Origin of the sequence: Marinobacter sp. JSM 1782161 (assembly GCF_011421605.1) — a bacterium.
Lineage (GTDB): Bacteria > Pseudomonadota > Gammaproteobacteria > Pseudomonadales > Oleiphilaceae > Marinobacter_A > Marinobacter_A bohaiensis.
Genome location: NZ_WSSA01000002.1, coordinates 1,576,029 through 1,588,483, shown reverse-complemented (window position 1 = coordinate 1,588,483; position 12,455 = coordinate 1,576,029). Strand labels below are relative to the sequence as shown.

Genomic DNA, 12,455 nt, shown 5'->3' with positions numbered 1-12,455 from the left:
TGGAAATTGAACCGGGGGTACAGGCGTATTACTGTTGGCACTGACGACCCATTCGACGTTGGATCGGCACGTGCACCAAGGGCCCGATTCGCGTATTCCGGTAACCCCATGTCCACAGACACCATGACCTCACAAAACAGCCATTCCCAGAAACTGCTGCTGTTCGGCCTGTCCGGGCAGAAATCCTTCGCTATCGGCACCCTTAAGATCCGGGAGATCATGCCGTTTCCCCGGTTGACCAAGCTGCCGCACAGCCACCCTTCGGTGATCGGGACCACCACTTTCCGCGGTTCGGCGGTGCCGGTGATCGACATGGGCGCCGCGGTGGGCTATCCGCCGCTGTCCCGTGAAGAGCTGGCGCAAAGCTCGGTGATCGTCACCGACATCCAGCGCAAGGAGATCGGTTTCGTCGTGCGCTCGGTGCGCCAGATCATCGAAGCCGACTGGAAGGCGGTCAAGGCGCCGCCCAAGGCGCTGGGCAAGCAGGCCTTCGTGACCGGCCTGCTGGATCTGGAGGGCGAGGTCATCCAGTTGCTGGACGTGGAGCTGCTGCTGGCGCTGGTGTATCCCAGTGCCGTGGACACCGGCGAGGTGGTGCTTACGGACGTGCAGCGGGAAACCCTCAAGGGGCTCCGCATCCTGCTGGTGGACGATTCCCAGGTGGCGCGCAAGCAGCTTTCCGACGTGCTGGACAGCAAGGAGATTCCCTACCAGGTGACCACCAGCGGCGACGACGCCCGACAGATCATCCTGGAGGCGGCGGCCAGTAACCGATCCATCGACGTGCTGGTGAGCGACATCGAGATGCCGGGGCTGGACGGTTACGAGCTGGCTTTCCAGGTGCGCGACAACGCCACCATCCAGCAACCGTACATCATCCTCCATACGTCCCTGAACAGCGAGATGAGCGTCAGCTACGCCAATCAGGTCGGCGCCAACGAAGCACTGACCAAGTTCGACGCCAACGAACTGCTGCAGGCCATGCTGCGGGGAGCGCAAAGCCGCTGAGCGCCTGCCGCCGTCTTGACGCTCCGGGGCCCGTTACCTATACAGATTGAACAGATAACTCATTAACAGGCTGTCTGTTCGGGAGTGTGGGTCAGGGATCGCTCCGGTAGTACGCCCGGCATTCGGCGACTTGAGGAAGTCGCCGGGCAGCGTTGAGGGCGGCGTATGGCGGACACGGGGCAGTCGCAATCATCGGAAGAAGGACCGCATGAGCCAGAGGTCCGCGATCGCCTGAACCGGGTGGTTTTCTACGGCTCGGTCATCGGCATTGTCGGCTTCGCCTTGCTGACCATGCTCTTTACGGAATCGGCCAGCGCCGTGATCAATCAGGTGCTGGGCTGGATCTCCAGCAGTTTCGGCTGGTTCTATTTCCTCGCGGTGGTGGTCTACCTGGTCTTCGTGATCGGCATCGGGCTGTCCCGCTACGGCAAGCTGCGCCTGGGGCCGGCCCATTCCAAACCGGATTTCAACGTGGTGACCTGGGCGGCGATGCTGTTCTCGGCGGGCATCGGTATCGACCTGCTGTTCTTCTGCATTGCCGAACCGGTGACCCAGTTCCTGGCGCCGCCCACGGCCCAGCCCGACCAGGTGGCCGCCGCCCGCCACGCCATGCAACTGACGTTCTTCCACTGGGGCCTGTCCGGCTGGGGCGTCTACACGCTGGTGGGCATGGCCCTGGCGTTTTTCAGCTACCGCCACGGGCTGCCGTTGACCATCCGTTCCACCCTGTATCCCATCTTCGGACGACGCATTCACGGACCCATTGGCCACGCCGTGGACATTGCGGCCGTCCTTGGGACGGTGTTCGGAATCGCCACCAGCCTGGGGATCGGCATCATCCAGCTCAATTTCGGCCTCAACTACATGTTCGGCATTTCCGAAAGCACGCTGACCCAGTCGATCCTGGCGATCCTGATCGTCATTTTCGCCACTATTTCGGCGGTGACGGGTGTCGACAAGGGTATTCGCCGGCTGTCTGAGTTCAATATGGCGCTGGCACTGCTGTTGATGCTGTTCGTGCTGTTCACCGGCAAGACGGTGTTCCTGCTCAACGCGCTGGTGATGAACATCGGCGATTACCTGTCCGACTTCGTGAGCCTGTCGATGGACACCTACGCCTTCGATCCGCCCACCGACTGGCTCAACGCCTGGACCGTGTTCTTCTGGGCCTGGTGGATTGCCTGGGGGCCCTTCGTGGGGCTGTTCCTGGCGCGCATCTCGCGGGGCCGGACCATCCGCCAGTTCGTCGCCGGCACCCTGATCCTGCCGCTGACGTTCATGATGGCGTGGATGTCGATCATGGGGAACAGCGCCATCGACCTGGTGATCAACGACGCCGGCGTCGCGGAGTTCGGGCAGCGGGCCATGGAAAGTCCCGGCTCCTCGATCTACCTGTTCATGGAAAGCTATCCCTGGGTCAGCTTTACCACCATTGTGGTGACCATCCTGGCGGTGGTGTTCTTCGTCACCTCCGGCGACTCCGGGTCGCTGGTGCTGTCCAACCTGACCTCCATTCTCCGTGATCCGAACCACGACGCCCCGTCCTGGATGCGGATCCTGTGGGCGGCGGTGATAGGCGTGCTGACGCTGGCGCTGCTGATGGCCGGTGGCCTGTCGGCCCTGCAGAGTACGGTGGTGATCATGGGGCTGCCGTTTGCTTTCGTGTTGTTCCTGATGATCGTCGGGGTGTTCAAGGCGTTGCGACTGGAAGGGCTGAAAGAAGACAGCCACCTGGTCAGCATGTCCGGCTACCTGTCCGGAAGAGTGGTGTCGAACGAGCAGAAGGGCACACTCAACTGGCGCCAGCGGTTGTCCCGCAGTGTCAGCTTTCCGAGTCACGCCGATGTCCGGAAGTTCCTGGATGAAACGGCACAGCCCGCCATGGACGACTTTGCCCGGGTGCTGGGGGAAAAGGGATTCACGGTCGGCGTGGACAGTGGGGAGGGGGATCAGGAGCACGTCGGTCTGGTGGTTGACCTGGGCGGCGAGCAGAACTTCACCTATCAGGTGTGGCCCCGCAAATGCCTGATGCCTGCCTTTTCCATCCGGGCCACGCGCGGCGACACGCACTACTACCGGGCGGAAGTGCACATCGGCGAGGGCGGGCAGGGCTATGACCTGTTCGGATACAGCCAGGAACAGGTGATCGCCGACATCCTCGACCAGTACGAGCGGCATCTTCTTTTCCTGCATACGCAGCGCGAATTGCCCGGCGGTGATACCATCATGCCCGACAGTCATACGCAGTAGGGCATTGGGGGGAGCCAGTCCAGAATGAGTCAGCAAGATTTTGATGCAACGTTCGATTACGTCGTGGTCGGTGCCGGGTCCGCCGGTTCGGTCCTGGCCGATCGCCTGAGCGCGGACGGCAGCAACCAGGTGTTGGTGCTGGAATACGGCGGCCGTGACAATTCCATTTTCATACAGATGCCCACAGCCCTCTCGATTCCCCTGAACAAGCCGAAATTCGACTGGGAGTTCTACACCGAACCCGAGCCGGGCCTGAATGGCCGTCGCCTGCATCAGGCGCGCGGCAAGGTGATCGGCGGCTCGTCGTCCATCAACGGCATGGCCTACGTGCGCGGGTGCGCGGGCGACTTTGAAGAGTGGGAAGCACTCGGCGCCCGGGGCTGGGGTTACCGCGACGTGCTGCCGTATTTCCGGCGCGCGGAGGATTGCCTCTACGGTGAAGACGACTACCGGTCCACGGGCGGCCCGGTCGGTGTCTGCAACGGCAACAACATGAAAAACCCGTTGTACCGGGCTTTCATCGAAGCCGGCAAGCAGGCGGGTTACGGCGAAACCAGCGACTACAACGGCTATCGCCAGGAAGGTTTCTGCCGCATGGACATGTCGGTGCGCAATGGCGTGCGCAGTTCCACCGCCAACGCTTACCTCAAGCCGGCGCTCAACCGCGCCAACCTCAAGCTGGAAATGCGCGCCCTGACCACGCGCATCCTGCTGGACGGCAAGAAAGCGGTGGGCGTGGAATACGAGCAGGGCGGTCGCACCGTGAAGGTGGCGGCGCGCAAGGAAGTGATCCTGTCAGCCAGCGCTTTCAATTCGCCCAAGCTGCTGATGCTTTCTGGCATCGGGCCGGCCGATCACCTGCAGGAAATGGGCATCGACGTGGTGCACAACCTGCCGGGTGTGGGCGAGAACCTGCACGATCACCTGGAGGTCTGGATCCAGCAGGCCTGCACCCAGAAGATCACCCTCAATGGCTGGCTGAACCCGTTCGGTCAGGCGTGGATCGGCGCGCGATGGATCCTGTCCAAATCCGGACTGGGTGCCACCAACCACTTCGAGTCCAACGGCTACATCCGCAGTCGCGCCGGGCTCAAGTATCCGGACCTGCAATACCACTTCCTGGCCGGCGCTGTGGCCTACGACGGTTCCGCATCGGCCGAGGGCCATGGTTTCCAGGCTCATCTGGGTGCCAACAAGCCCAAGAGCCGGGGTCGGGTGCGTCTGCGCTCCAGCGATCCGGAAGCGCCGCCCAGCATGTTTTTCAACTACCTCAGCGACGAGGACGACCGCCGCACCTATCGCGACGGCATCCGCCTGACCCGGGAGATCTTCGGCCAGCCGGCGTTTGATCCCTATCGCGGCAAGGAACTGATGCCCGGTGACGACGTCCAGAGCGACGACGAGCTGGACAACTGGGTGGCGGACAATGCGGAAACCGCCTATCACCCCTGTGGCAGTTGTCGCATGGGCGAAGACGACATGGCGGTGGTGGATTCCGAATGCCGCGTACACGGCATGGAAAACCTGCGGGTGGTGGATTCCTCCATTATGCCGGCGGTCACCAACGGCAACATCAACGCGCCCACCATCATGATCGGCGAGCGCGGCGCGGACCTGATCCTGGGCCGCAAGCTGCCTCCGGCGGAGGTGGAATCCTTCGCGCCGGAGAACTGGTCAACCAGCCAGCGTGAAGGCAGCGCCAGCCGGTAACGAGACGGCTGGAAACGCCGTGATCGCGTTCGCGGGGCCCGGGCCTATAAGCGGACGCGCATCTCGGTGACGCTGTCCGGCGTCATGCCAATCATCTCGTCGGTGCCTGCCGGCGGGATGATCTCTGTCTGCTGGATCTTGAAGCCGTGGAAGGCTTCCCGCACTTCGCAGCTGCTGGTAAACAGCACCGGCCGCTGATCCTTGCCCACCAGAATGAAACCATCGTCCCCGATATAGAAGCGCGCCATGTAGTAGCGACCCTCCATGGAGACGACTTCCAGCAGGTCGATGTGAGTGTCCGGTCTGAGTCTGGCTTCCGCCATGGTGATGTTCATGTCCGCTCTCCTCTGTCCGATGCGCCGGGCCGGAATACCTGCCGGTGATACGACGATATACGCTGGCCGTCGCGGACGGGATGGGTGCCTGTGGTTGTTTTTTGCACACTTCAGCATAGGCCTGTCAGGCGGCGGAGGACAATGATTTTTCGCGGTGGCTTAACCCAGGTCGATGCCCACCTCCAGGCTGGCCCGGAAGCCGTCGGCAACGCTGCCGGAGATGCTGGCGGTCTGGTGGGGCGCGCCGTCGCGGAACAGGAAGTCCGCGTCGACGGTCGCGACCGACCGGTTCGGCCCGCGAGGGTAGAGTGGCGAGTGGTACACCGCCCGGGTGATGGCGTCGGGAAACACCAGCTGTGAGGTGGCGGTGGCGGTCGTGTCGCCGTGCAGGAATACCTGGAAATGGATGTGGGTGATCCGGCCCCGGTACCAGCCCGGATAGACGGTTTCGAACCGGACCCGGCCGTGCTCGTCCACCGGCTGGAGCCCGCGCATGAACGTCTGCCCGGTGGCGCTGCCATAGCCGGAATAGACGCCGTCCCGGTCGCAATGCCAGACGTAGACCGAGGCATTGCCCGGAATCGGCTGGCAGCCGTGGTGGATGTCCAGCAGCGTGAAGGTCAGCTCCAGCGGAATGCCAGCGCGGCCTTCGGTGATATCGGAGCGGGTCAGGGCGTCGTTGTCGAGCTGGGCGGACAGCGGGAAAGGCCCGGCGGTTTCGCGCGGAATCAGCACGCAGCGGCCTGCTTCACCCGGATCCGCGGCGAAAGCGCGGCGCCAGCCGGTCAGGGGTGTTGCACCCAGGGCGCCCAGCAGAGCCAGCATCCGGCGACGGCTGAACGGCGCGCTCCACGATCGTTGCTTGCTCATGGCGTTGCCTCCCTTGCAGGGCGATCGGCCACGGTCTGATTCCAGTGTCTTAAACACAGGAACCGACATGGTGACGGCGAGGCCGTCCCGGGTCAGGCGCGGCCGTTGGCGGCCACCGCCCGGCGCCGCTTGCGCCCGCCTGTTCTCTGGGGCAGTTCCAGCTTGTAGCCGACGCCATAGACCGAGTGGATGATGTCCTGCCCGGTCAACGAGAACAGTTTCTTGCGCACCTTGTTGATGTGCGAGTCGATGGTGCGGTCATTGACCACCCGCTGGTCATCGTAGGCGTGAGACATAATCTGATCGCGAGAGAATATACGACCGCTTTGCGAACACAGTGCACTGAGGATACGCCATTCCACCAGCGTTAGCTGGACGCGGCTGCCATCGTAGGCGGCGGTCAGCGTGCCTTCGTCCAGGGTCAGGCCAGGGCGGCCGTCGGACAGCGGCGAAGCCGCCGCGGTACGGCGCATGACCGTCTTGACCCGGGCCACCACTTCGCGCGGGCTGAAGGGCTTACAGATGTAGTCGTCGGCACCCAGCTCCAGGCCGATCAGGCGATCCACCTCTTCCACCCGGGCGGTGATCATGATGATCGGCACGTGGGAGGTCTGGCGCACCCTGCGGCAGATGTCGATGCCGTCCGCTCGCGGCAGTCCCAGGTCCAGCAGGACCATGTCCCACGGGTGGCTGAGGATCGTCTGGGTCGCCAGGTGACCGTCGGTCAGGTGGGTCACTTCGAAACCGTGTTGATGCAGGTATTCGCCCAGGATACTGGCCAGTTCGATCTCATCTTCGATCAGCAGAATGTCCATATTACACCTTTGCCAGGGGGAGGGAGACGGTCACACGCAGGCCGCCCAGGGAGCTCGAGGCGATATCGATCGATCCATGATGGGCCTCGACGATCTTGTGGCACAGACTCAGCCCCAGGCCAGCCCCGCCGCTGTTGCGGCTGCGTGACGGGTCGACGCGGTACAGGCGCTCGAACAGGCGTGCCTGCAGCGGCTCCGGCACGCCGGGCGGCGAGTCCTCGACGACGATACGGGCCCGGCCGTCCGTTGCCTCGAGACCCAGGATCACCTGTCCCGGCGCATGGGTATGTTGTTGGGCGTTGTTGAGCAGGTTCAGCAGCAACTGTCCCAGCCGGTCGCTGTCACCCAGCACCATCAGGCGATCGCGCTGGTGCGTTTGGAACGAGAACGCCAGGCCAGCCCGTTCGCAGGCCGGTGCGATGGAGGCCGCAGCCTGCTCGGCGATGACCGCCAGGTTGCAGGCTTCCTTGCGGTAGCTCAGGGCGCCGATGTCGGAAAGGGACAGTTCGTAGAGATCGTCGATCAGGTGCTTGAGCCGGCCCACATGATGCAACAGGCGGGTGACCGCGGCCGGATCCAGCGGGCGAATGCCGTCCTCCATGGACTCCAGATCCGCCTGCAGCACCGCGATAGGCGTGCGCAGCTCGTGGGAGGTGTCCGCCACCCACTGGCGCTGGGCCTGTTCGCTCTTGCGCAGACTGGCGCCCAGGTCGTTGAGGTGGGTGGTCAGCACATTGAGTTCGTCGTGGCCGGCGACGGCAAGTCGCGCGTCGTACTGTCCCAGGCTGAAGTGCCGCACCTGGTCCACCAGCTTGCGGATGCGGTTGGTCAACAGATGGGACAGGATCAATGCCACCAGCACCGCCGCCGCCAGGGCGATGCCGGTGATGATCAGCAGGGCGTCGGTCTGTTGTCGCAGGAAGCCTTCATCGTGGTAATCGCGCAGTTCTGGAGGTGGCGGCAGGCCCAGGTAGCCGACGGTGGCGCCGTCCACGTCGATGGGCAGCAGCAGGGCGTCGTCGCCGGGCCAGTCCGTGTCCGACACCGGCTGGCGCCGGGCATCGAGCAGGAACAGGGGCAGGCCCGGATGGGGACGGTTATCCGGCCCGGCTTCCGGTGGGGGGAAGGGGGCGTCCCGGTGGTCAAAAGCGGGCGGCAAGGGTGCCCGACGGGCCCGGAACTCATGCCAGCGTGCGGGGGAAGCGAGAGCATCCCAGCTTTGCCGCTCGCGGTAGACATCCGCCAGTTCGTTGACCAGCGGCTGCAGCCGGGTGACCGCACGCTGCTCGACGTAGTCCCAGAAGCCCTCGCGGATGCTGGACCCCATGAAAAACCACATGCCGGCGGCAATGGCGATGCTCACCACAAGGATGGACGCGAAGAGCTGACCTCGAAAACTCACTGCAGGCTCCTGGTGGACCGAGCGAATCAATGTCGCCGTCAGGATAAGCACAAAATGTGCAAACAATGTTGTGTTCTGTAATGGCTTGTCCGTTTTGGCGGCAGGCCGGCGTTGGTCGGTCAGCTACGCAGGATGCCCACCACCAGGCGGCCTGCCAGGCCCAGCAGGATGACGCCGAACAGCCGCTCGAACCAGAGCGTGTGCCTTTGCAGGGCCGACAGCCAGCGCGGACTGGAAAACAGCCAGGCGACGATCAGGTACCAGCCGGCGTCGATGGCCATGGCGGTGGCGGCGTAGCCGAGTTTGGCGAGAAAGGAGGTGTCGACGCCCACCACCTGGCTGAACAGGGCAATGAAGAAGATGCTGATCTTGGGGTTGAGGAACACCACCAGAAAACCGTCCCGCGCGGCGCCGGTGGTGGCCACGTCGGGCAGTTCGGTGGCGGCCTGGCGTCTGGCCCGCAGTCCTTTCACGCCAAGCCAGGCCAGATAGAGGGCGCCGCCCCACTGCAGCAGACCGAAGGCCACCGGCGACGCCTTGATCACCGCCGCCAGCCCGACGATGCTTAGGAAGGCGTAAAGTCCCACCCCCAGGCCGTGGCTCAGGGCGGCCACCACGCCGTGCCGGCGTCCGCCGGAGAGCGTCTGCTTGAGGACGACGGCCAGGGACGGGCCCGGCGACATGGCGCCGAGAATGCAGATGGTGACGACGGTGAGCCAGGTGGCCAGGGTCATGGGGAGAGTCCGGGTAACGACGTTCGAATCGCGCCAGTTTAATGCAGCCGCCTGATGCACGTCATCTTTTGGGCCCCGGACCGGGTTAGCTGGACTATGCTGGCAAAGGGCGAATCCGGCAGAGGGGAGGAACAGCATGCAGCAAACCGGCGTGGTACTGACCGGTGGTGGCGCCCGCGCCGCCTACCAGGTGGGGGTGCTGAAAGCCATATCCGAGATGTATCCGGACTGGGCCCATCCGTTCCAGCAGATCGTGGGTACCTCGGCTGGGGCAATCAACGCCGTCGCCATTGGTGGCGGTGGCGGGCGGTTCCGGCACAACATCGCCAAGCTGGAGGGCATCTGGTCGAAGCTGAACATCGACCAGATCTACAAGAGCCACAGCTACGACATCCTGCGCAACCTGACCGAGGTCGCCCGCCTGCTACTGGCGGACGGCCAGGGGGAGAAACCCTTGTCCCTTCTCAACAACAGCCCGCTGCGGCAGTTACTGGAGAAGGAGCTGGACTTCGACACCCTGCACCAGACCATTGCCGACAACCGGATCAGCGCGATCGGGGTCAACGCCTGTGGCTATTCCACAGGGCAGAATATCTGCTTCTTCGAGGCCAACGAGAAACTGGCGAACTGGACCCAGGGTCAGCGCGCCGGGGCCCATACGCAATTGAATCTGGACCACGTGATGGCCTCCTCGGCGATCCCCACGCTGTTCCAGCCGGTCAAGATCAACCGCGAATACTTTGGTGACGGTGTTACCCGACAGATGGCCCACATCAGCCCGGTGCTGCGGCTGGGCGCGGAAAAGGTGCTGGTCATCGGCGTCAGCGCCAATCACGTGTGCTTCCCCCAGCGTCCCCGGCAACCTTCGGTACCGGGGTTTGCCCAGGTGCTGGCCCATGTCTTCAACGGCATGTTCCTGGACACCCTCGACTACGACATTGACCGCCTGAGGCAGGTTAACGGCCTGCTGGAGCTGGTTCCGGAAAAGAAGCTGGGGCAGGCCGGCCTGGACCTCAAGCCGGTGCGGCTGCTGGAAATCTCCCCCAGCGCCGACATCGGCGAAATAGCCACCGACTACATCGACAGCTTGCCGCTGGTGCTGCGAAAGCTGCTGGGGGCCAATGTCGGGAGTTACACACCGGGCGCCACGCTCGCCAGCTACCTGCTGTTCGACCACCGCTTCTGCAGTGCCCTGATCAGCCTGGGGTACAAGGACGGCCAGGCCCAGGCACGGCAGATTGAGAGTTTCTTCGCTGACAGCTGATGAGCGTCGGTCGGGCGTCGTCTGCAGACAGGTAATTGTTTTTACAAATTTTCTCAGACAATCCGCGCTGGGTTCACTAGGGTATGAATGCCCAGTCTCGCTTTGATCGCGTTATGTCCCGGTACTGTGATTACACCAGTCTCAAGGGGTGATGTTCTGGATTCAGAAGGGCGGCTGGTTACGGAGATGGAGATCTCCAGAGGCAAGCCTCACGGTGCTTTCGTTGAATAGTCCGCGACGGGGCGGGCCGTTTCCCGAGGCAGCCTTACCTACGGCCGGAAGGACGGAGAAGTACAGTTCTATTTTGAAGATGGCGAACTGGTTTTCAGTAATGTGTTTGATTCCGGAGAACGGCTCGGTCTAGACGGCACCCGGCATCGAGGTCGGCGCTGAGCAGAGACCCTTTTTGAACGGTTCTGTGCATGCGGCCATAAGTTGGCTGCGTCAGCCGCGCTGGTCGCAAAGCGGACGTTGAGGAGAGGCGGTATGACATGCTCCCCTCTGGCTTAACTGTTGAGCACCTTTCCCTCCATAAAAGATTAAGAGAGCCAAACAGGATTTGGCCGGACAAATTGCCGGTCACGTGGCCGGACAGGAAAATAGAAAATATGACCAGATGAAGCTGAGCTTCAAAACCTGGCAGTGATGTAAGTGTCTATTTATACTGGCTGCAAGGAAAATATATTACCGTCATCGGGAACTTTGTGCCGCTGCTGGCAACCGGTCATAATGCCGGACAAATACCCGGACAAACTGCCGGTCAGAAACTCAGAATCACTACACGAATTAAGGTATCAGATGACATCCTGGATGAGTGCCGCGCCTTTTGCGCCAAACGAGAAATCCTGTACGGAAGAGGGGCTTCTCGATCTGGCCAGCATCCTGAACAGGAAGGCCGCTCAGATCGCCGGCCAGCTTGAGCCGGAGACAGCGGATACGTTGCGCCGGCACATGGCTGTCATCAACTCGTACTACAGCAATTTGATTGAAGGCAATCGAACCCTTCCTCACCAGATCCGCGAGGCCCAGCGGGGAAATTTTGAGGACGATCCGGTTGCTAGGGACAAACAGATTGAGTCTCTTGCCCACATCGACGTACAAGCGTGGATAGCTTCTGAGGATCGGAGTCTGGAAGAAGTTATTTCCGTGGACTTCATCAAAGAGCTGCATCGCCGATTTTACAGGGACTTGCCTAGCGATCTTAAAAAGGTCGAGCTGGATGAAACGGGGGAAGTCGCCTGGGTTGAAGGTGGAAAGTTCAGGGATCGAGGGGTAAAGGTTGGTCAGCACATACCGGCTGACGCCGAACACCTGGAACAGTTAATGACGCAGTTCTGCAACGAATATAAAAGCGTCAGACACCAAGGTGATCGACGTCTGATCGCAATCGCAGCTGCACACCACCGATTCCTCTGGATCCATCCATTCCTGGATGGCAATGGCCGAGTTGTTCGTCTTTGGACGGATGCGGCATTCCGGGCGGCTGGACTGGAAAGCGTGGGCGTCTGGTGCTTGAGCCGGGGGCTTGCGATTTACTCCGAGAAGTACAAAAGCAACTTGGCTCAAGCTGACGCCGTCCAGCAGGGCCAAACCGATGGCAGAGGCCCGCTCAGTGAGCTTGGTCTGGCCCGGTTCTGTCATTTCGTTCTGGACACCTCCGTTGACCAAGTCAGCTACATTTCAGAGCTTCTGAACCTGAAATCAATGAAACGTCGAATCGAAGACTTCGTGGCGAGCAGGGATGACCTGAAACCCGCTTCTACATGGGTTCTGTATCAGGCGTTCATTCAGGGATCGATCTCAAGGTCTGATGCCCTGACATTAACTGGGGAGCGTGATGAGCGGACTGCCCGGCGACTACTTAAAAAGCTTCGCGATCTAGGCTTGCTGGTCGATGCAGACCCAAAGGATAGTCGCTCGCCACTTCTTTGGTCTGTTCCGGAGCATGCTGAGCCAGTCTATTTCCCAAAACTCTCACCCTAGTAGTTGGTTTCATGGAAAAGCCCGACCCAGAGGGGGCCTACCTCAGAGAAAGCGAACATTCGAAACAAAGTAGTCCTTCAGGTT

Annotated in this window: 10 protein-coding genes; 5 read left to right on the top strand and 5 right to left on the bottom strand. The window is 62.1% G+C overall.

Translation table 11 applies throughout. The annotated features are described in order from the left end of the window. The first annotated feature begins 123 nt into the window (after positions 1-123). The 3 genes from GQB00_RS07070 (at position 124) to betA (ending at position 4,968) form a co-directional block, all read left to right on the top strand. Entirely contained in the window at positions 124-1,008 is an 885-nt protein-coding gene (locus tag GQB00_RS07070; RefSeq protein WP_111496777.1) for a chemotaxis protein, read from the top strand. Positions 1,009-1,173: 165 nt separating this feature from the next. Beyond that, the gene (betT, locus tag GQB00_RS07065) at positions 1,174-3,258 is read left to right on the top strand and encodes a choline BCCT transporter BetT (protein WP_165855704.1); all 2,085 of its coding nucleotides are present in this window, start codon (positions 1,174-1,176) and stop codon (positions 3,256-3,258) included. A 24-nt stretch (positions 3,259-3,282) separates the two neighbouring features. Then, positions 3,283-4,968: a choline dehydrogenase gene (gene betA / locus GQB00_RS07060; protein WP_165855703.1), complete on the top strand. Its 1,686-nt coding sequence runs from the start codon at positions 3,283-3,285 to the stop codon at positions 4,966-4,968. Positions 4,969-5,012: 44 nt separating this feature from the next. On the opposite strand, the gene GQB00_RS07055 is transcribed toward betA, so the two are convergent. From GQB00_RS07055 to GQB00_RS07035, 5 genes are all read right to left on the bottom strand, one after another. Further along, a complete protein-coding gene (locus GQB00_RS07055) occupies positions 5,013-5,303 on the bottom strand; it encodes a DUF6482 family protein (RefSeq protein ID WP_165855702.1) in 291 nt (96 codons plus the stop codon). Between the two features lie 159 nt (positions 5,304-5,462). Then, the gene (locus GQB00_RS07050; RefSeq protein WP_165855701.1) at positions 5,463-6,173 is read right to left on the bottom strand and encodes a protocatechuate dioxygenase; all 711 of its coding nucleotides are present in this window, start codon (positions 6,171-6,173) and stop codon (positions 5,463-5,465) included. 92 nt (positions 6,174-6,265) lie between these two features. Then, complete coding sequence (locus tag GQB00_RS07045; RefSeq protein WP_165855700.1) at positions 6,266-6,988, bottom strand: response regulator; 723 nt, start codon at positions 6,986-6,988, stop codon at positions 6,266-6,268. Between the two features lies 1 nt (position 6,989). Continuing rightward, on the bottom strand, positions 6,990-8,390 hold the full coding sequence (locus tag GQB00_RS07040) for an ATP-binding protein (RefSeq protein WP_165855699.1): 1,401 nt from the start codon (positions 8,388-8,390) through the stop codon (positions 6,990-6,992). A gap of 119 nt (positions 8,391-8,509) precedes the next feature. Beyond that, on the bottom strand, positions 8,510-9,124 hold the full coding sequence (locus GQB00_RS07035; RefSeq protein ID WP_165855698.1) for a LysE family translocator: 615 nt from the start codon (positions 9,122-9,124) through the stop codon (positions 8,510-8,512). A gap of 136 nt (positions 9,125-9,260) precedes the next feature. On the opposite strand from GQB00_RS07035, the gene GQB00_RS07030 reads away from it, so the two are divergent. Together GQB00_RS07030 and GQB00_RS07025 are read left to right on the top strand one after the other, a co-directional pair. Then, entirely contained in the window at positions 9,261-10,388 is a 1,128-nt protein-coding gene (locus tag GQB00_RS07030) for a patatin-like phospholipase family protein (protein WP_165855697.1), read from the top strand. A 798-nt stretch (positions 10,389-11,186) separates the two neighbouring features. Beyond that, complete coding sequence (locus GQB00_RS07025; RefSeq protein ID WP_228276679.1) at positions 11,187-12,371, top strand: Fic family protein; 1,185 nt, start codon at positions 11,187-11,189, stop codon at positions 12,369-12,371. The last annotated feature ends 84 nt before the right edge of the window (positions 12,372-12,455 follow it).

Coding starts and splice junctions, on each gene's coding strand:
- GQB00_RS07070 (WP_111496777.1), top strand. CDS start 124: ATGACCTCACAAAACAGCCATTCCCAGAAACTGCTGCTGTTCGGCCTG.
- betT (WP_165855704.1), top strand. CDS start 1,174: ATGGCGGACACGGGGCAGTCGCAATCATCGGAAGAAGGACCGCATGAG.
- betA (WP_165855703.1), top strand. CDS start 3,283: ATGAGTCAGCAAGATTTTGATGCAACGTTCGATTACGTCGTGGTCGGT.
- GQB00_RS07055 (WP_165855702.1), bottom strand. CDS start 5,303: ATGAACATCACCATGGCGGAAGCCAGACTCAGACCGGACACTCACATC.
- GQB00_RS07050 (WP_165855701.1), bottom strand. CDS start 6,173: ATGAGCAAGCAACGATCGTGGAGCGCGCCGTTCAGCCGTCGCCGGATG.
- GQB00_RS07045 (WP_165855700.1), bottom strand. CDS start 6,988: ATGGACATTCTGCTGATCGAAGATGAGATCGAACTGGCCAGTATCCTG.
- GQB00_RS07035 (WP_165855698.1), bottom strand. CDS start 9,124: ATGACCCTGGCCACCTGGCTCACCGTCGTCACCATCTGCATTCTCGGC.
- GQB00_RS07030 (WP_165855697.1), top strand. CDS start 9,261: ATGCAGCAAACCGGCGTGGTACTGACCGGTGGTGGCGCCCGCGCCGCC.
- GQB00_RS07025 (WP_228276679.1), top strand. CDS start 11,187: ATGACATCCTGGATGAGTGCCGCGCCTTTTGCGCCAAACGAGAAATCC.